This window comes from Paenibacillus sp. FSL M7-1046 (assembly GCF_038007405.1).
In the GTDB taxonomy this organism is placed as follows: Bacteria; Bacillota; Bacilli; order Paenibacillales; family Paenibacillaceae; genus Paenibacillus_AQ.
On record NZ_JBBOXB010000001.1, the window covers coordinates 1,962,881 to 1,981,908 of the forward strand.

Sequence of the window (19,028 nt, forward strand, 5' to 3'; positions counted from 1 at the left end):
CACAGGCAGCGGATAGTCAATACAGCGCACGCCACAAATAAAATGTGGCATAGGCTTCCCAGCCGTGCCAGGGTACCGACAGTGCCAGCAGTTCCGCCGGGGTCGGCTTTCTATCCATGCCGGTGAGGAACTTCACCGCATTCTGCAGGCCGACATCTCCTACGGGGAAGGCAGTGGTGTCGCGCAGGCAGCGCATCCGCACATACTGCGAGGTCCACGGACCGATTCCCCGGATCTTCAGCAGCCGCTGCTCGGCGGCTTCAGGGGACGGCAGGGCCAGCAGCTCCTCCCGGCTCAATTCACCACCGGAGATCAGTGCAGCCACATCCAATAGGGTCCGCGCTTTGCTGCGGGTCAGCTGCAGACTACAGAGTTCTTCCATCGAGACCTGTAGAAACGTCTCAGGCCCCGGAAAATGATAATAAGTATGCCCTTCATATTCCAGCGACTTCCCGTATTCAGCGGTGAGTTGCTGCTTCAGCCTGTAGGCAAAAGCCAGATTGACCTGCTGGCCGAGAATAGCCCAGCATAAAGCCTCGAACAGATCGGGAATGCCGATGATCCGCAAGCCCCGTTCACTCGCCGCGAGCTTCTGCAAGAGCGGGTCTGCGTCAGCCAGCCGGTAGAACGGTGCAAGATCGCGGTCCAGATCGAACCATTCCACGATATACTGCGCCAGTTCCGCCAGAGGTTTCGGGCCGGGAAAAGCACCGGTCAGCAGCGTGGCTTGTAGACGCGGCGTACCGGCTGCAACCGTCAGCCTGACCAGCGACGGCGTTCCTTCCAGCATGAACAGCCGGGTAACCCCTTCCCCATCGGAACGGAACAGGCATTCCAGCGGCGAACGGTTCATGTATTCCAGACATGCGGACAAGTCAAAAAACTCCGGCAGCGGCAGCTCAAAAAGCAAATCGTTCATGTCCCGCCGCCCCCACATTCGTAATGCCTTCCAATTTCAGCAGCTCCTGCTTCAGCTTGAGGCCGCCCCGGTATCCGGTTAGTGTGCCGTTCGTGCCGATGACCCGGTGGCAGGGCAGCACGACCGGCAGCGGATTTTGTCCGTTAGCCGCACCCACCGCGCGGACTGCCTGCGGTCTTCCGATGCTTACGGCAAGCTCCTTGTAGGTCACTATTGCACCATGCGGAATACCGGCCAGCCCCATCCAGACCTCCTGCTGAAACGGGGTGCCCCAGAGATCCAAAGGGATACTGCTGAAGCTTACAGGCTCTCCGTTAAAATAACTCTCCAGAAGCTGCGTGGCCCCGAATTGATCGAAGATGTCAGCGTCCTCGCTAAACTGATGTGACGGTGCATAGGTTTTCAGCCACGATGCCGGAAGCACGCCTTGATCCTCCTGATAAGATATGCGGATTAGGCCCTTCTTGCTGGCCCACAAAGTCCAGTCTCTATTCCGGACGTTGAGGGTATGATGGAAAATCTCAATGGTCTTGAGTGTCTGGGTCATGCTGGATTCCTCCTTTGAGCTCTGTACGGTATTCTGTTGGCGCAAGGCCGGTCTTCCGCGCAAACCATGCGGCAAAATGGGACGGTCCCTGAAAGCTGACTGCCTTGCCAACCTCAGCAATGGCGAGCCCGGTGTCCGCGAGCAGTCCGCATGCTTTCTCCAGCCGCAGCTGGTCCAGCCTCGCGGCAGGAGACTGGCCGGTTACCCGCTTATAGGTTCTTTGCAGGTGAAACGGGCTGACTTTCAGCTGTTCAGCCAGTGACTGCAGCGTCAGCTTCTCTCCATAACGTTCTGCCATAACGGCATCTGCCTGTGCGGCAAGCACCGCGTCGGGTCTTAGCCTGCCGCCTTCCTCGGGGCGGCATCTTTTGCAGGGGCGGAAACCTGCCCTTGTCGCCTCCTGCAAAGAACCGTAAAAAACCACATTTCCCGCCTTCGGCGTTCTTGCCCGGCAGGAAGGGCGGCAGACAATATGTGTAGTCAACACCGCTGTATAATAAACCCCGTCATAGGTTGATTCCCGCTTGACTACCGAATCATAGACCTGTTCGAATAATGCCTGATCCATATGAAATCACCTCATACCGCCAGTATAAACGATTGCTTTGGCCTTATGCAGCCTATCGCAATAGGAGAGCAAGATTACGACAGTGAAGACCTATGCAACCGGGCTCTGACCAGTCCACCATACCGCGCGATATGCGCACAGGAGAGCAAGATTACGACAGTGAAGACCTATGTAACCGGGCTCTGACCAGTCCACCATACCGCGCGATATGCGCACAGCGGTCCACTTCGGCCAGAAGGAAGCTTTCAACGCTGCCGGACTGGAGAGACGCTATTTATAGCAGAAAAGCCCCCTTTCATGCCCGGCGGACTGCAGTGTCGTTATTTCCTGTTTCCTGCGACAATTAGACAGTTTTTGTGAAAATAGCGGCGCTGAGGTCCGTTTCGCCCCCAATAAGACTGATTTTGCCGAAATAGGAGCGCTGGAGTCCGGTTGCTTCCACATGCCGGCTCATCTAAACCGGCAATCCAAGTGGAAACGGCTTTGCCGTCCTTTTTAAGGACGGTACCGTTTCAGCGAGAAATAAAAGGATAAGTTATCGTGTGAAACATATAAATTCTCTAGAGTAAAGGGCTGGGTTCAAAACCAGCCCCTCCTCATCAAACCGTACGTGAGGTTTTCCCTCATACGGCTTTCCGATGTTCGTCATTCATGGGCATGCAGGTTACAACAGCGTTTTTAGTCCATATTGCATGGCTAAGTATTTGACCTCCGACCGTGATCCCCTCCATCTTCTGCGTTGTCTTTTCTTGGCGTACCACCGGTTTAATCGCTGCAAAGTATACCAATCCAACTTGGCTAACCTCTTTTGACTGTAGTTCGTGTAGTAATAGTTTCTCCATCCTTGAATCTTTGGATTGAGCCATTCTACATGTTCCGCGAACGATCTCGAACGCATGCTGGGTGGTGACAGTCTTTCCTTGACTACCCCTCGAATACGCTCCTCCGCCTTTTTCGTTAGCCACTGCTGCGTGGTGGTGTACACCTTGCCTTGGGAGGTTTCTGCTTTGGTTTTCCGGTGATGCATCCCTAAGAAGTCGAATCCTTCGTCTCCTGTCCACAGTCCTACAATGCGGGTTTTGGTCGGGTGTAGGGTCAACTCCAGACGCTCCATAATTTTACGTATAAGTTCATACGCATGGTCGGCGTCCTTCTTGGTTTTGCAGACCACCACAAGATCATCTGCATACCTCGTGAGTTCACCTATTCCGCTCCCGTGTTTCTCCCACAGTCGGTCGAAATAGTTCAGATAGATATTCGCCAAAAGCGGTGAAATGACTCCACCCTGCGGTGTTCCTAAATCGGAACGCCTTACGGTTCCTTCTTCCATGACTCCCGCCTGAAGCCACTTCCGTATTAACTTCAGGGTCCGCCTGTCATTGATACGCATCTGTACTAATTTCATAAGCTTCTCTTGATTAATATTGTCGAAATAGCCTTGGATATCCACATCGACTACCCAATTTCCTTTGCGGTTGCAGGCTTTCCGGATTCGTTCCAGCGCTCCTTTTGCACTTCGCTTCGGGCGAAATCCGAAGGATACTTCCTCAAAATCCGCTTCAAAGATGGGTTCAATCACGAGTTTCGTTGCCATCTGTAGGACTCGGTCGCGCACGGTGGGTATGCCCAGCGGCCTTGGCTTCCCATCCTTCTTCGGGATATAGTGTCGCCGTACGGGCTGCGGGTGGTAGGTGCCTTCTTTCAATTCTCGCTCACAGTCCTTGAGGAATCTCGTTTCTCCTTGTTCCTCGATATCTGCTAGCGTCACGGCATCTACTCCTGCGGCTCCCTTGTTGGCTTTTACTCGTTTCCACGCTTCACACAGGATGTCCCACCGGTAGACTTTGTCATATAGTGCATGGAATTTACGCTTGTTGTTCTCCTTGGCCGCATGACCTAGCTTTTCTTGGAGTTCTTGAACTTTTTCCTTGGGTGTCGTTAGCCGTTTGGCATTCACTCACTCGTACCTCCTCCAAAAGCATAAACAAAGCAGGGCTCCTTCCCTCCCTAAGGTTATGTTGTCCTTAGGTTCTTCGGTACTATGAGCCCCTCGGACTCCCTTCCTGCAGACGATTCACTTCGTCTTTTGGACTTATAGAATGCCTCTTTACGGTTTCCTAAAAAAAAATCCCGTGCAGGGGAGGGTCTCCCCAGTTCACTGCACGATCTTTCAGCCCATGCCGTTCCCTATACGCCGGAGGGTTCTTCGCTGCTGCTCCAAGTTCTGTACAGCTTCCTTGGCCTTCGTCCAAAGACACGAGACTCGGCTCCCTCTCTTCCCCTTTGCAGGGCCTTTTTGACGACGCGGCAGGATTCACTTGATGTTGCGGCCTGGGGTGTTGCTCGCCCTGCCTCTGACCGGACTTTTGTCGATGCGCTTTTACACACAGATTTCGCCATATGCAAGCATCCTAGCTACCAAGGTGGCTTGGTCCCTCCTTGGGTTGGACTTTCACCAACTAGATCATGCGTGCTTCTGGGCACGCTATCTTTTAAAAAAGGACCCTCCGGCACCGCCTATTAGGCGTCCGGAAGATCCCAGCATGTTGAAGCTAACCTTAGCTTTAATAATCATCGACTATATAATATTCACGTTGTTATATGACGTAATTAGATTGCAGCTTTCTGAGTTTTCAGATCCACGGGGCCATCGGCAGCCGGGGGATTCTTTTTCCGCATATAGTCGGAATAGTATGCGGTAATGATCGGAACGAGAATAGAGGTGACAATGACGGAAGCCGCAACAAGTGCCGTGGCTGATTCTGCAGCCGGCAGGAGTTCAGGCTTCATATTGGCCACAAGCATCGGATTGGCTACGGCTGCTCCGGCGGTGCTGGAGGCGGCAAGTCCGGCAGTGCCGTTGCCGCCGCCGATAAACTTATCGGCCAGAATCAGCGGAATCCCTGTAATAATGATGACTACGATACCCAGCAGAATGCCGAGCAGTCCGGTATCTACGATGACGCCGAGGTCAATGGAGCTGCCCAGCGCGAAACCGAAGAACGGAATAAGTGTTTGTGTCGCTTTGCCGAAGTAGGTCCGGAGATCATGATCCAGGTTGCCCAGTACAAAACCGATCAGGAAAGGAAGCACAGCACCCACAAAGACATGCGGTTCAAATACAGCTACCCCGGTGCTGCCCAAGATAAGCATCGTTACCAGAGGGCCGGATTCCAGTGACATCAGCACGAATGCGCCGGATTCCTCTTTGGTGCCATATTGCTGCATAATGGAAGCGTACAATCCGCCGTTAGTCATATCCATCGCGGAGATAATAGCCAGCACCGACAATCCGGCGAAGAAGCCGTTTTGAATGCCGCCCTCCGGCAGGAACTGGATCGCGATCAGGGCTATTACCCAGGCCACGGCAATTTTGGTCAGTACCAATGTACCTGATTTCCGCAGCACACTTCCTGTAGCGCGTACATCTATAGCCGCCCCCATACAGAAGAACCAAACCGCCAGAATCGGTACAGTCCCCGTCATCAGCCCTTTGGTGAAGCCGCCAAAATATTCGCCCGCATTCGGGAAAGCGGTGTGAATGATCGCCCCGAGGAACAACGGCACCAGCATCATGCCGCCGGGAATTTTGTCCAGCGCTTTTTTAATTTTCATCTCTTATCAGACCTTTCATGTCGGATTCTTAATTTTTGCATAAATTGATGATTTTACCTGAAGAAGGCGCAGCAAATCAGCCCCAAGACCTTACCTGTCCACTAAAGGTAAATCATCAGTGAGCAGCAGATTCTGAGAAAATTTGCCTGACGGCGCTTTCATGTTACTTACGGCTTAGCCCCAGCTGCGGGATCATCCCGGAGAATAAATCGTCGCTTTCCTTCAATTGCTTGGAGAACGCTTTGCCGTCCGTGACCAGCAGCCCTAATCCGTTGATTTTCATATACTCGCGGAAGTCCCTGTCCTCTGTCCCTTTGATAAAGGCCCCGGCCAGCAGCTCGGCAATAGCGTCCGGCGTATCCTTCGGTACAGCAAGGCCCCTCCATGTACCTGTGAAATTGACATGTATCCCCGTCTCTTCCTCCAGCGTGGGTACGCCAGGCATTGCCTCCGATCGCTTGTCGGCGTTGACCGCCAGTGTCCGCAGCTTCCCTTCATCCACATACTTTTTCACTTCGGCAGGGCTTACAGGCACTGCATCGACAAAACCGTCCATCAAGGCGGAGACGGCAGGGCCTCCCCCTTCAAAAGGAATATGTGCAAACTTCACACCGGTTTCCCGCTCCAATGTTACGGCAGCCAAATGCCAAATACTCCCCGTTCCTGCGTTCCCCATTTTCAATTCACCTGGATGCGCTTTCGCAAAGTCGAGAAACTCATTTACGGTTTGCCACGGCGCTTCGGCTCTTACGGTTATGGCGGAAGGATCAAAATTCGTTTGGGCGATCGGTTTGAACTTCTCATAGGTAATCGGAAGCAGTCCCAGATGCGGCAGGATAGTGAGCTCGGCAGGAAGAAATGTGACCGTATACCCATCGCCCTTGGCATTGGCACCCTCCATGAGTCCGACGGAACCTCCGCCGCCTGTCCGGTTGAGCACGATAATCGGCTGGCCCAGTACCTTCTCTGTTGCTTTAGCTAAAGCTCTTGCTGTGGTATCCGTCCCTCCGCCCGCTGCATAAGGCACGATTAAGGTAATCGGTTTCACCGGAAAATCACCGCTTACATTCTCCCGGCTGTTATCGCTGGTTATCATGCGGTTTCCGGCCCATACCATCGTCAAAACCGCCAGGACGGATGCCGTCCAAATGCCTATTTTTGTTGTCCGTTTCAAGACCATCCCTCTTCCTTAATAATGACAACTGAGCCGCAGGCCACAATGGATCTACTGCCATGCGTGCGCCGCTTCACCCCCCAAATTTCTTCAATCACAGTCTCATTCACGAATCTGTGAAAGTTTTCTCAAATAGAACTTTAACGTAAACGGGGGGTTGCCATCAATCGTATAATCTTATTCTGAATCGTCAGAAACGCCGGAATGGCGCGGTTTTGGCCGATCTGCATACTCATTGGGATATTTGCTGCTCTCACGGAACTTGCCCGGTGTAACCGATTTGATCTTCCGGAAAGCACGGATGAAGCTGTTCTCATTCTGGTATCCGACCCGAAGCGCAATTTCGGCAATCTTCAGGCTGCTGCCTTGCAGCAGTTCACAGGCTTTATCTATTCTCAGGTTGGTCAAATAATCATATAGTGTCGTACCCGTCTCTTCCTTGAAGATGGTGCTTACGGAGGAGACGCCCATTTTGACATGGGCAGCGATATCCTGCAGTCCGATGTTATCCTGCAAATGAGACTCCATGTACCGGATCAGTTCCTGTACCATCAGATATTCTTTGGACTGTCTGTGCACTTCAAGCACACCTGACATATGGATAACAATACTGCAGAGCATTTCCTCAATATCGGACAAATCCATCGTCATCACTTGATGCCACGTATAATCCGCCAGCTCGGCTGGCAGCGGATGCCCCCCGGAAGTCGCCACATTTAGAATTTCTCCTATTAAATCGTCTACAACACGAACAACTTTTTGCGGCTGCACGGCTTTCTTGCGGGTATCAGCCGACCACTTGCGGACCCATTGCAGGGCAGTCGCAGCATCAAAAGACTTCAGCGCATGCAGCACTTCCAGCCTCCAGGCATCATCCGCCGCTGCGCCGCCTTCCTCATATTTGCTCTCCTTCGCCGAAAACTCACGGACATGACCGTAGCCTTCATATAGACGATAAGATAAAGCCAGCTCGGACTCCGAGTAGGACCGGGCTGCCTGTGAAATCGCAGAGACCGGTTCGCCGATGCCTATGGATACCGATATTTTTAAGACGTCGGACAGAATGGCAATCAGCTTACCGGCATCCTCGCGCAGATGGCCGCTGTTATCATCTTTGGGCTGCAGCAGTACCACGAGGTTGTCCTTCCGGGGAGTGGCCGTAACCGTCCGCCAGGCAGGCCCGAAGAACTCAAATACAATGTTGTTCATCGCATATTTAAGCAGCAGCTGATCCTCTTCCACATATGCGGAGGTCCACTTAGAATGGCGGTCTACAGAGACCGTCAGAATTACGAAGGGCCCTTCCTTCCAGCCTCCAAAGTAGTGCTCCCATTTCGTCAACGTCTCCTGCGTCCCGATGCTCCGGGTAATCAGATCGCTAACAAATTTGGACCTTAGCTCCGGCAGGCTCCATTCGGCCACCAGCGACTTGCTCTGAAAATCACCGACCAATTTGCCGATGACCGGCTCCAAATCATAAAGATTTCCATGACCGGCCAGCTTCTGGTCGGGCATCAGGAGTTTATTGATCCGCTTCAGCGGCCGGAATGCGGCAAAGCTGTAATAATAAATCGCGGAGCAGCCAACAGCGATCGAAATCAGCGAGAGCATCAGCATCATATTGCGCGCCGTCTTCACATTTTTCAGCAGCTGCTCCATCGGAACAAGGGAAATCAGCCGCCAGCCGGTGACATTCGAGAACGTCTGGTTCGCCATATAGGCTTTTCCTTGAAGCTTCACATGGGCAAACGGACTTACATCAATGTCCGACAGCACATTATTCATGTCCGCCAGAGGGAAAGGCAGATTGAGCTTAGGGTAAATCAGCTCTCCCTCCAGGTTATATACAAATTGATAGCTGGATAAATGGGTGTACATTTTGGAGAACAGCATGTCATAGTCCAGATCGATCAATACCGCGCCTGTGACGTCCCCGTTCCGGACAATCGGCCGGGCCAGCGAGAGCAGCTCCGTGCCGGTCAGCCGGGCATCCGTGCCGATATATACTCTTCTTTTAATCAGCAGCGGCTTCTGTTTCATTTCATCAATCCATGAGCTCCAAGCATGCTCCGGTGCTTCTTCCCAGAGAGCTCTATACCCGTAATTGCTGGAGACGACGGAATGATCCCCGAACTTGATTACACTGATGGCATGGACATCCGGCTCCGTAGCGAGCGTCTTCAGGAAATTCTGCGGCTCTGCAGCCGCCAGCGCATTATCCGCCGGATCGGCATCCATATATTTAAGGACGGCCGGGTGAAAGGCCAGATCGACCGCTTTATTATCAGATTCCCGGAATGCCCGGTTAGTCACATCCATGTTAATTTGCAGCAGCTCTACATTTGGCGTGTTCAGCTCAGTATCCAGCGCATTCCTGTACTCTCTATAGGAGAACAGGCCAATTAGAGTAATTAATAGAGATACACTGAATGTCAGCATTAGAATCAGCCGGGTCTGCTTATTGTTCAGCAAGTATTTTAATTTAAATCGCAGCATGGGTGCAGCTTCATCCTTCCGCAGTTCGCTTAGTTCAGACCTTAGAGTAGCATGTTCGCCTATACGGCAATATGGAGCATGTCATATTCTTTAAGATTTTAGGGAGTTAAGGATAAGATCGTCACAAATGTTATAATGAGAAAATGAGTCAAGACCAATTTGCTACAGGAGACCAATTGCGATGCAGCGAAATTTCTATATGGCCGATCAGGAATGGGACAAGCTTATTTCGGACGTAGCCTATCAATTCAGTGACATCACCCTCAAACGGGGATTTCAGTATTATAAGCAGGACCGTGTCCATGCGTTCAAAATGATCTCAGTCGGGAGCATTCTGGCGCTTGTGGAGGGCGGGGAAGACTACAGCGTAACTATTGAGCTGGATACCCTGTCCGCCAGCCGTTGCAGCTGCCCGGTACAGCATTCCTGCAAACATATGGCCGCTGTATTAATGAAGTATGCCGAGCAGCAGGGCCGGCTGGTGCATATGCTGGCCAATGCCAAGACGACCAGTCAATGGATCCGCAATCCGGTGGTCAAGGAGACTCCCGTTGCCGCTGGCTCCGCCCGCCGCAAGGAGCAGCTGGAGGAGCTGGCTGCCCTGGTTCCATCCGGAAATGTGGAGCAGTGGCGTGAATACTTAGCGCTGCTCACCGCACCGCTGGCGCCTACCGTGCGGAATTCCCAATACACCGACAGGGCGCTGGCGGCCATCTCCGAGGCCACTCCAGCGCTCCCTCCGGCCTCCGGGCTGTTATATAAGCTTCATGCCCATCTCTTTGTGCTGGAAAGCTTACTGAAACCGGCAGGCCCTCACGTCCCGGGAGCAGGTGCTTCTCTGGGTTATTATACCTCTGTTGCTGTCTCCGAGCTGCAAAAAGCGGTAACGGATCTCATGAAAAACAGCCTGCCGCTCGCCGCAGAGCCGGAAGCCTGGCCGCGGGTCAGCGAAACGCTGGCCTATCTGCGGCGGGAGATGCTGAATGAGCCGCGCGACCGTTCACGGGAACAGCCCTATTACTCCCTCTGCTACGATCTGATCTGGAGAGGCTGGATTGCACCGAATGCAAGCGGCCCGGCTATGTACCTGGAAGAGCTGGAATCGCTCCGCCAGACCGGCGAGGAAGCCGGCATATCACTCTCGCGCCACTCGCAGCAACTGGCGGAGAGCCGGATGTATTTCTATCTGAACGATGACAAAGGCGCCTGGGAGCTGCTTGGCAAAGCTTCCGAACGCCCGGGTCTCTACCCGGACGAGCTGATGAGCTTTCTGGCTCCCCTGGCGGAGGCCGGACATTGGTCACGCCTTGCTCTGTGGCTGGCCGAAATCGGCCCTCTGCTGACCAGCCGCCTATATAACCTGAAGAACTATGCCGGATACTGGGAGGAAGCCGTCCGCCGCCTGCCGGAGACCGAACCCCGGATGTGGGATACGCTGATCGACATGCTGCCGCTGTCCCGGGAGATTTATGAAGAAATGCTGCTGGATCACGGGCGCTGGCAGGAATGGATGGATTACCAGCTCTCCTCCGGCAAGGAACCCGCCGATTTCCGTGTCAGCGACCTCCAGCCGATCGAGAAAAACGCGCCGGAGCTGCTGCTCCCGTTCTATCATCAGGCGGCAGAACGGTTCGTACTGGAGAAGAACCGGCACGGCTACAAAGCGGCTGTAAAACTGTTAAAGCGCTTGTCCAAGCTCTATAAAAAGCTGAAACGCGAGGAGCGGTGGGAACAATTTCTGGATTCCTTCACCTTCCGGTACAGCCGGCTTCGCGCACTGCAGGAAGAGCTGCGGAAAGGAAAGCTGATCCCATGAGCAAATATATGCGAAATATTACTGTCCAGCTTGCCTTAACCCAATATGGCGATGCGCTGATCTACGGGGTGGATGACAGGGATGATTATGTGCCCGGTGTTCAGCTTAAGCAGAAGCTGTTCTCCTGGCATGAGGAGTCTTTTTATGGAACGGAGTTAACGCTCCAGAACGCCGATGGGGTTGACCTTGTGGTTCTGCCTGCTGAGCAGGTCATCCCCTTCTTTGCGGAGCGCAGGCTGCTGCGGCATGTCGGCTGGAGCTGGCAGGGCGACGCCGAACTGTTGACCGGGCTGGCGCCCGCCATCACCGGGCTGCTGGCGGAGAAGAAGTATGCGCCGAGCCTGTCCGCCTATCGCGAAGGCAAGCTGCAGTGGGACTGGGATGACAAGGCGCTGGAGCTGGCTGCGGAAGGCAGCGGGAGCGCACAGTCTGCCTTGCGCGGACTTACCGGGCGCCGGAACCTTGCGGACGGACTGCGTGCTGCCTTCTCGGCGGCGGTGTTCCAGCAGTACTACGGCACCGAGGCCGAAGCCGCAGACCTGCGCAGCGAATACCCGCTGCTGTTCAGCAGCAGCGCGGGCGCGGCAACTGCCGGCATGGACGACGACAGCTGGCTGATGTCTATCGGCTGGAAGGCGGACACGGCGCCGTTCCGGCCGGCCCTGCAATTGCTGGAGCCGGACGACGAGAAGTGGTACTGGCGGCTCCAGCTGCTCCTGCAGGACAAGCGCGATGAATCCGCGCTTGTGCCGCTGCGGCTCACCGGGGACGGCGAGCCGCATGGCCTGTGGCCGGCAGCGTGGACGCCTCACGTCCACGAGCGCGCGTCCGGGTGGCTGTCGCGCCTGCGCGAAAGCCTGGCCGGGGAGCACATCGGCCACGGGGACGATGTGCTTGGTGAACCGCTCAGCGACGGGGACGCCTGGCGGTTCCTGACCGTGGACAGCCGGCTGCTGCTGGAAGCCGGCTGGCAGGTGCTCCTTCCGGCGTGGTGGGAAGCCGCCAGCCGGAAGAAACCCCGCCTGCGCGCCAAGATCAGCTCCGGCGAGGGCAGCGGAAGCAGCGGCGGCCAGTCGCTGTTCGGGCTGGATTCGCTGGTCGATTTCGACTGGCGCATCTCCATCGGCGACGCCGAACTCTCCGAGGCGGAGTTCGCCGATCTGGTCGCACGCGGCGAGCGGCTCGTGCAGTTCAGGGGCAAGTGGATTCCGCTTGACCCCGCTCTGCTGGCCCAGATCCAGCGGGCCATGGCCGGGATGGACAAGTCCCAGGGCTTGTCCTTTCAGGATGTGCTCCAGCTGCACCTGCTGGGCGGCGGCGAAGAGCAGGACAACGAGGCGGCCGAGGCGGAGCAGGCGGAAGAGAATGCCGCCCGCTTCCGGCTGGAGGTCGAGCTGAACGAGCATCTGGTCCGGCTGATCGGCCAGCTCGGCCACCGCTCGGATTGGCCGAAGCCCGAGGTGCCGGCTGGCCTGCATGCCGAGCTGAGAAGCTACCAGCATGAAGGGTATGCCTGGCTTGTATTTCTGCGCCGCTTCGGACTCGGCGCCTGCCTGGCCGATGACATGGGCCTCGGCAAAACCGTGCAGCTGATCTCCTACCTGCTCCACTTGAAGGAACAGCAGGGAGAAGCCGGCCCATCAGCAATGGGGCCCGGGCGGCAGACCGACCCGCCGGACTGGCCGTCGCTGATTATCTGTCCGACTTCGGTGCTCGGCAACTGGCAGAAAGAGCTCCAGCGGTTCGCTCCGTCCCTGAACATCATGCTCCACTACGGAAGCAGGCGTCTCGATGCCGGTTATTTCTACGGCGCCGCTTCCCAGGCCGACGTGGTCCTCACCTCCTACGCCACGGCCGCGCTCGACCAGGAACTGCTCAAGCAGTTCACTTGGGCTACGGTTTGCCTGGATGAGGCGCAGAATATTAAGAATGCCGGAACCAAGCAATCTGCGGCGGTGCGCAGCTTCCCTGCCCTGCACCGGATCGCCCTGACCGGAACACCAATCGAGAACAAGCTGTCCGAGCTGTGGTCGATTTACGATTTCATCACGCCCGGCTATCTCGGCAGTCCAAAAGCGTTCCAGGACCGGTTCGCGAATGCGATTGAGAAGGAACGCGATGCGGAGCGCACGGCGGATCTGCAGAAGCTTGTAAAACCGTTCATGCTGCGCCGCAAGAAGAAAGATCCGGCCATCCAGCTGGATCTGCCCGACAAAAACGAGATGAAAACCTATGTTCATCTCACGGCAGAGCAGGCCGCTCTCTATGACCAGAACGTAACCGGGCTGCTGGAACGGATGAAGCAGCTGGAGGGCATTGAGCGCAAAGGGGCGATTCTTGCTGCGCTGACCAGCCTCAAGCAGCTCTGCGACCATCCGATGCTGCTTACGAAGGAGGCGTTGCCTGATCCGGATGGCGAGGGCCAACTGGATACCACGTCCCTGATTGAGCGTTCCTCGAAGCTCGAACGGCTGCTGGCGATGGTGCGGGAGCTGCGTGAAGAGAACGAACGCTGCCTGATCTTCACCCAATATGTCGGCATGGGCAAAATGCTGCAGGCCGTGCTTCGGCAGGAGCTGCAGGAGCCGGTCCTTTACTTGAACGGCAGCACGTCCAAAACGGCACGCGACCGGATGATCGAACAATTCCAGACACCGCCGCAGGAAGGCGGGGACCTGCTGACGGCAGGCGAACGCCAGTCCGATCAGCCAAACGTCTTTATTCTTTCCCTCAAGGCGGGGGGCGTCGGCCTCAATCTGACAGCGGCCAATCATGTGTTCCACTTTGACCGCTGGTGGAATCCGGCTGTGGAGAACCAGGCCACCGACCGCGCCTACCGCATGGGCCAGACCAAGGATGTGCAGGTGCATAAATTCATTTCACTCGGCACGCTGGAGGAGCGTATTGATGAGATGCTGGAGAGCAAGCAGCAGCTCAGCGACGATGTAATCTCCGGCTCCGAGGGCTGGATTACCGAGCTGTCTACAGATGCGCTGAAAGATCTGTTCACGCTGCGGCAGGAGTGGGTTGGCTGACCCGGCCCTCTTCTTCAAGCTCTTGAAGCAGCAGGCATCACCTATAACGTGCAAAAAAAGAACATCTGCTGCATGCTGCATGCGCCGGTGTTCTTTTTGTATGCCCGGATTATGGAGTAAGACTGCTGTCCGGCGCAGCCAATCCTACCATTGCTCCGCCATTCTAAAGGTGGCTGCCAGATTATCCTCCCCGGCGAGCGAGCTGACCACAAGCGTTATCGCTTCCTCCTGAAGATCATAAAAAAGCTGCTGATTCAGAAGATTGACCACCACATCCTGATAAGCACCGGAAATCCCGGAGCCCAGGCCCTGCGTGATGACTCTGCCGCCCGTAACCGTCGAGCAGGTATAATTCACTTGCAGCGCGGTGTCATTTACGGAAATAGCGGTAGTCGGTGTCGGAAAATTAACAAAAGTGCCGTTAACGGTACCGCCGGCCACGATTTTGTAGCGGATGGGCGTTGACGCCAGAATTTCCACACCGTCAGGCCGGATCTCGGCGGCTACCCCTTCCGGAATCGTGAGCGCCCCATTTCTGCGGAAGCTGATTGCGGCGAAATCAGTACTGGTTACGGCGATGTTATCGCGAAACTCCGAGGTAATCCGGCTGACCGCAAGCTGCATCAGGCTGACCGGAAACCACTTTCCTCCACTGTCCACAAGAAAAATCTGAACACCCAGCTTTTCCTGAGAATAAGATACATTAAATTGAAAAAAGTTTTCGGTGATATTGTAGGTTTTGCTCACCACTTCCCTGTAGTTCACCTCGAACAATTCCTGGGCAAAGAGGGTTGCCGGACTTACATCATTGTTGAGGCCCGTTATATAGACCACTGCTTTGGCTGTTCCGCTATTTACAATTTTTATAACAGCCTGGCTGATCGGTCCTAAAACGCCGGTAGGATTCCTGGTGATTGTATTTGTAGTTAGAACTGCCATGGCTCATCCCTCCTTCCTATTAAGACAATTAGTATATTATATGCAGACAAGGTAGGAAGTTTCTGGTTGAATGGCAAGTGGCCAAAAAGCCGCAAATTCCAGAAGGTGCTTGCAAAGGATCAGGATTGCCATAAAATGACTGATGTGCTAAAATGAACACAACTTTTAGGAACGGAGGGTTGCAAATGAATGTGATAGATTATATCCGGATTCGTACTTTACGCGGCTAATCAGCTTTTAATAGCGCTAAAGCTCTGCCTTGTGCAGAGGACTCAGGATAGGTCTATCCATTTTTAAAGGCAACCCACAGCTTAAGCCGGCGGACCGGGAACGCTCCGCCGCATTCGCCTTTAGAAATTTGCACAGCCATAGACAAGGAATTACCGCATGCACCAGCGGTGGAATAGGCAGCTATTCCCCTTTGCCGATGCTGGTTCTTTCCCTTTACCTTCTATGGTTATGCCCAGCTGGAAGAATCATTGAATCCTTTTATGATGCTCTTCCAGTCCTATTCTGTTTCCTCTACGATATTAAGCACAGGCCGCTGATTGCCTGTGCTTTTTTATGCTTTCGAAGCCAGTTTTGCACGAAGCTTATTCAGTGGGGTTATGCTCACAAAACTAGGTGTATGCTTTCGAAGCCAGTTTTGCACGTTGCTTATTCAATGAGGTTATGCTCACAAAACTTTTAGGAGGTTGATAAATATATGGAATCCACACCACAACACGCAGTAATCGTCGGGGTTCAACTGCAGAATGAAACTAATTTCGCCTACGCCATGGAGGAGCTGCGCAATTTGGCCGCCGCCTGCAACATCAAAGTGATCGGGGAACTCAGCCAGAAAGCCAGCCGGATCAACCCCTCCCACTATATTGGCACAGGGAAGATTCAGGAATTGTCCCTTATGCTGGAGGATGAAGATACCCTTGTTATCTTCAATGATGAATTGACCCCTTCGCAGATCCGTAATCTGGAATCGTCGCTGGACCGCCAGGTGATTGACCGTACGATTCTAATCCTAAATATCTTCGCCGAACGGGCCAAAACCAAGGAGGCTCAGCTGCAGGTTGAAGTTGCCCAGCTGCAGTATATGCTTCCCCGTCTGACCGGAATGCGCGAGTCCCTCGGCCGACAGGGCGGCGGGGCGGGGCTGAAGAACCGGGGGGCCGGTGAAACCAAGCTGGAGCTGGACCGCAGAAGAATTGAGGAACGCATCTCGGCACTGCAGACAGAGCTGCAGACCCAGGTATCCAGGCGCCAGATTCAGCGGAAGCAGCGGCACAAGAATGAAGTCCCGGTGATCTGTCTTGTCGGTTATACCAACACCGGCAAATCCAGCCTGATGAATGTCATAGTAGAGACGTATCATCCGGGTTCAGGCAAGCAGGTATTTGCCAAGGATATGCTGTTTGCCACGCTGGAGACTTCGGTCCGCAGCATTAAGCTGCCCGACCAGAAAACGTTCCTGCTTACGGACACCGTAGGTTTTGTCAGCCAGCTTCCCCATCATCTGGTCAAGGCGTTCCGCTCCACACTGGAGGAAGTGACTGAGGCCGACCTGCTGATTCATGTCGTCGATATTTCCGATCCGCAGCATGAGCAGCATATGGCGGTAACTGCCGAGACCCTGAAGGCGCTGGGCGCAGACGGTATTCCAACGATCTATGCCTACAATAAGGCGGATTTGACGGACCAGCCCTATCCTGTTGTCCAAGAGAATTCTGTTATTCTTTCGGCTAAGCAGAACAGCGGAATCGCCGAGCTTACCGGGCTGATCCGGGGGCATGTCTTCAATGACTATATCCAGTGTGAAATTCTGGTTCCGTTCGATCGCGGCAGCGTCGTCTCGTACTTCAACGAGCATGCCCATATTCAGAAGATCAGCTATGAAGAGCAAGGCACAAAACTTCAGCTGGAGTGCAGAGCGGCCGACTATGAAAGATTCCGCGGGGATTTCATCGAGCTCCCGCAATAAAAAGGTGTACACAGAATAGGAGCTTGCCTCAGGTCCGGTGACCAGGGGCAAGCTCCTTTGTTGTTTAACAAAATGCAGCTATGGAGGAGACCATTCTATGTTATATTTTCGGAGTCCCTGATCAAATTTCACCTTGTGATGCGTAAGACGTTGCCACCTCGCTATCTTGCTATCTTGCTACCTTCTACCTTACTACCCTTGCTACCCTTGCTACCTTGCTACCTTGCAGCTCACGGATTCATTAGCGGGATTTACTGCCGCTATATAGAGATTACTCCGACAATCAAACACCTAACGGAAATTGTGCTGTTAGAGTTAAAAGTGGACACTCGTTAAGAGAACAGGAATAATGAGATTAACGAGGAGGTGTCCACATGAGTGGAACACGAAAAAGCTACAATGATGAATTTAAAAAACAGACGGTAAAGTACATCCAGGAGCAGACTAAGACGGTGGCGGAACTGGCCCAGGAGCTGGATATCCCCGCTAAAACCCTGCATCAATGGCTGGGCAAGTTCCGGCAGTTCCCAGACGAGCCCGTGGCCAGCGCCGAAAGGGTACGAGAACTGGAGCGACAGTTGCGGGAAAAAGAACAGCAACTAGCCGATATGGCGGAGGAAATGGCCATCGTAAAAAAAGCAGTGCACATCTTCAGCAATCCAAAGAACTGAGATTTCAGTTCATCGAAGATCATCGCTCCCGGTTTCGTGTGGAGAAGATGTGCAGTGTCCTTGAGGTATCGCGGAGCGGCTATTACAAATGGAGAACGGCAAAACCAAGCCCACAAGCGACCCGAAAGGCGTTGCTTCTCCAGCGAATTACCTATCATTTTAACGATACAGGAGGCTGCTACGGCAGTCCTAAAATCACGATTCTTCTCCAGCGCGAAGGCCACAAGATCAGTGAGCGTACCGTAGGGAAATACATGAGAGAGCTGGGCTTGCGCTCCTGTGTAGCAAAGAAATTCCGCGTAAACACGACCGACTCCAACCACACCTTACCGGTTGCACCTAATCTGCTAAACCAACAATTCTCCACCGAAAAACCAAATCAAACTTGGGTCGCGGATATCACTTACATTCCCTGCCGGGAAGGACGGATGTACCTCGCCAGCGTGCTTGACCTATGCACCCGGGAAATCGTAGGCTGGCGGCTGGACGACCGGATGACCACAGATCTGGTAATGAGCGCTCTAGAAGACGCCTACAAGGCCAAACGCCCAAAGAAAGGTCTCATTCACCATTCGGATCGAGGCTCACAGTATGCCTCAGCCGACTACCGTAAACGTTTGGTGAAATACCGCATGAAGGCCAGCATGAGCCGCAAAGGCAACTGCTACGACAATGCTTGCATTGAATCTTTTCACAGCCTATTGAAAAAAGAGTTTGTGTACTGTACCCGATTCAAAACGAAGAAACAAGCCTATGATGGCATCTACCAGTACATTGAATTTTTTTATAACCGCAAGCGAATCCATGGTGCTCTGGGCTACGTATCGCCGGTTCAGTTTGCAGCTAGATTCAAACAAAAAGCAGCCTAATTTCATTTTTTAATGTCCACTTTCTTGACGGAGGTCCATTGTGCCCGCTAATATTTTACAAAAAGGCTTTATTGAAGAATACGTCCATATTAGCGGCATGTATTCCCTGTATATCCCTCAAAAGGGCTGTCTGCACAAATATAGCGGGCATTTTTCCCGGTGCAATCATCATTTGCCGCTTTCCTCATAGATGCCAGTATCTTCGTTGAGGCTGCCTTCCCTGGAGATCAGATGTACTCCCCCTCCCCTCCCCCTCTCCTTCTTCTTCTTCTGCTGCTTCCACTCCTTCTGCTGCTGCTGCTGCTTCTCCTTCTCCTTCTCCTTCTCCTTCTCCTTCTGCTGCTGCTTCTTCCTATTCCTATTCCTATTCCTATTCTTCGCCCGCAGCATACACTCCCTAAGCC

The 19,028-nt window shown here is 53.8% G+C and carries 14 protein-coding genes; 5 read left to right on the forward strand and 9 right to left on the reverse strand.

Annotated elements, in window-relative coordinates; genetic code table 11:
* Positions 1-16 precede the first annotated feature (16 nt).
* From NYE29_RS08460 to NYE29_RS08490, 7 genes are all read right to left on the reverse strand, one after another.
* Positions 17-919, reverse strand: coding sequence for a DNA-3-methyladenine glycosylase family protein (locus NYE29_RS08460; protein WP_052091750.1), 903 nt, complete (start codon positions 917-919; stop codon positions 17-19).
* Complete coding sequence (locus tag NYE29_RS08465; RefSeq protein WP_340895368.1) at positions 900-1,466, reverse strand: methylated-DNA--[protein]-cysteine S-methyltransferase; 567 nt, start codon at positions 1,464-1,466, stop codon at positions 900-902. Before NYE29_RS08465 ends, NYE29_RS08460 begins: the two co-directional genes overlap by 20 nt.
* Entirely contained in the window at positions 1,441-2,034 is a 594-nt protein-coding gene (locus NYE29_RS08470) for a bifunctional transcriptional activator/DNA repair enzyme AdaA (protein WP_038584893.1), read from the reverse strand. The genes NYE29_RS08465 and NYE29_RS08470 overlap by 26 nt, the downstream gene beginning before the upstream one ends.
* A 664-nt stretch (positions 2,035-2,698) precedes the next feature.
* A complete protein-coding gene (gene ltrA, locus NYE29_RS08475) occupies positions 2,699-3,991 on the reverse strand; it encodes a group II intron reverse transcriptase/maturase (RefSeq protein WP_076108940.1) in 1,293 nt (430 codons plus the stop codon).
* Between the two features lie 653 nt (positions 3,992-4,644).
* Positions 4,645-5,649: a 2-keto-3-deoxygluconate transporter gene (gene kdgT / locus NYE29_RS08480; RefSeq protein WP_076113900.1), complete on the reverse strand. Its 1,005-nt coding sequence runs from the start codon at positions 5,647-5,649 to the stop codon at positions 4,645-4,647.
* 163 nt (positions 5,650-5,812) lie between these two features.
* Positions 5,813-6,745: a tripartite tricarboxylate transporter substrate binding protein gene (locus NYE29_RS08485; protein ID WP_231578447.1), complete on the reverse strand. Its 933-nt coding sequence runs from the start codon at positions 6,743-6,745 to the stop codon at positions 5,813-5,815.
* Between the two features lie 255 nt (positions 6,746-7,000).
* A complete protein-coding gene (locus tag NYE29_RS08490; protein WP_340895373.1) occupies positions 7,001-9,319 on the reverse strand; it encodes a helix-turn-helix domain-containing protein in 2,319 nt (772 codons plus the stop codon).
* 181 nt (positions 9,320-9,500) lie between these two features.
* Between NYE29_RS08490 and NYE29_RS08495 the strand changes: the two genes are divergently transcribed.
* Both NYE29_RS08495 and NYE29_RS08500 read left to right on the forward strand, forming a co-directional pair.
* The gene (locus NYE29_RS08495) at positions 9,501-11,135 is read left to right on the forward strand and encodes an SWIM zinc finger family protein (protein ID WP_076113898.1); all 1,635 of its coding nucleotides are present in this window, start codon (positions 9,501-9,503) and stop codon (positions 11,133-11,135) included.
* Positions 11,132-14,170, forward strand: a complete 3,039-nt coding sequence (locus NYE29_RS08500) for a DEAD/DEAH box helicase (protein WP_340895374.1) — start codon at positions 11,132-11,134, stop codon at positions 14,168-14,170. The genes NYE29_RS08495 and NYE29_RS08500 overlap by 4 nt, the downstream gene beginning before the upstream one ends.
* Before the next feature lie 144 nt (positions 14,171-14,314).
* Here the strand turns inward: NYE29_RS08500 and NYE29_RS08505 are convergent, their stop codons facing one another.
* Complete coding sequence (locus NYE29_RS08505) at positions 14,315-15,109, reverse strand: hypothetical protein (RefSeq protein WP_340895376.1); 795 nt, start codon at positions 15,107-15,109, stop codon at positions 14,315-14,317.
* A 706-nt stretch (positions 15,110-15,815) separates the two neighbouring features.
* On the opposite strand from NYE29_RS08505, the gene hflX reads away from it, so the two are divergent.
* The 3 genes from hflX (at position 15,816) to NYE29_RS08520 (ending at position 18,624) form a co-directional block, all read left to right on the forward strand.
* A complete protein-coding gene (hflX, locus tag NYE29_RS08510; protein WP_076113895.1) occupies positions 15,816-17,084 on the forward strand; it encodes a GTPase HflX in 1,269 nt (422 codons plus the stop codon).
* A 374-nt stretch (positions 17,085-17,458) separates the two neighbouring features.
* The gene (locus NYE29_RS08515) at positions 17,459-17,755 is read left to right on the forward strand and encodes a transposase (RefSeq protein WP_340893796.1); all 297 of its coding nucleotides are present in this window, start codon (positions 17,459-17,461) and stop codon (positions 17,753-17,755) included.
* A gap of 11 nt (positions 17,756-17,766) precedes the next feature.
* Positions 17,767-18,624 carry an IS3 family transposase gene (locus tag NYE29_RS08520; protein ID WP_340899570.1) on the forward strand — a complete coding sequence of 286 codons (858 nt, stop codon included), beginning with the start codon at positions 17,767-17,769 and terminating at the stop codon, positions 18,622-18,624.
* Positions 18,625-18,792: 168 nt separating this feature from the next.
* Here the strand turns inward: NYE29_RS08520 and NYE29_RS08525 are convergent, their stop codons facing one another.
* Positions 18,793-19,014, reverse strand: a complete 222-nt coding sequence (locus tag NYE29_RS08525; RefSeq protein ID WP_340895377.1) for a hypothetical protein — start codon at positions 19,012-19,014, stop codon at positions 18,793-18,795.
* Positions 19,015-19,028 lie beyond the last annotated feature (14 nt).

What these genes read in the sequence shown, in the direction of transcription:
- NYE29_RS08460 (WP_052091750.1), bottom strand. Translation starts at nt 919, where the DNA reads ATGAACGATTTGCTTTTTGAGCTGCCGCTGCCGGAGTTTTTTGACTTG.
- NYE29_RS08465 (WP_340895368.1), bottom strand. Translation starts at nt 1,466, where the DNA reads ATGACCCAGACACTCAAGACCATTGAGATTTTCCATCATACCCTCAAC.
- NYE29_RS08470 (WP_038584893.1), bottom strand. Translation starts at nt 2,034, where the DNA reads ATGGATCAGGCATTATTCGAACAGGTCTATGATTCGGTAGTCAAGCGG.
- kdgT (WP_076113900.1), bottom strand. Translation starts at nt 5,649, where the DNA reads ATGAAAATTAAAAAAGCGCTGGACAAAATTCCCGGCGGCATGATGCTG.
- NYE29_RS08485 (WP_231578447.1), bottom strand. Translation starts at nt 6,745, where the DNA reads ATGATAACCAGCGATAACAGCCGGGAGAATGTAAGCGGTGATTTTCCG.
- NYE29_RS08490 (WP_340895373.1), bottom strand. Translation starts at nt 9,319, where the DNA reads ATGCTGCGATTTAAATTAAAATACTTGCTGAACAATAAGCAGACCCGG.
- NYE29_RS08495 (WP_076113898.1), top strand. Translation starts at nt 9,501, where the DNA reads ATGCAGCGAAATTTCTATATGGCCGATCAGGAATGGGACAAGCTTATT.
- NYE29_RS08500 (WP_340895374.1), top strand. Translation starts at nt 11,132, where the DNA reads ATGAGCAAATATATGCGAAATATTACTGTCCAGCTTGCCTTAACCCAA.
- NYE29_RS08505 (WP_340895376.1), bottom strand. Translation starts at nt 15,109, where the DNA reads ATGGCAGTTCTAACTACAAATACAATCACCAGGAATCCTACCGGCGTT.
- hflX (WP_076113895.1), top strand. Translation starts at nt 15,816, where the DNA reads ATGGAATCCACACCACAACACGCAGTAATCGTCGGGGTTCAACTGCAG.
- NYE29_RS08515 (WP_340893796.1), top strand. Translation starts at nt 17,459, where the DNA reads ATGAGTGGAACACGAAAAAGCTACAATGATGAATTTAAAAAACAGACG.
- NYE29_RS08525 (WP_340895377.1), bottom strand. Translation starts at nt 19,014, where the DNA reads ATGCTGCGGGCGAAGAATAGGAATAGGAATAGGAATAGGAAGAAGCAG.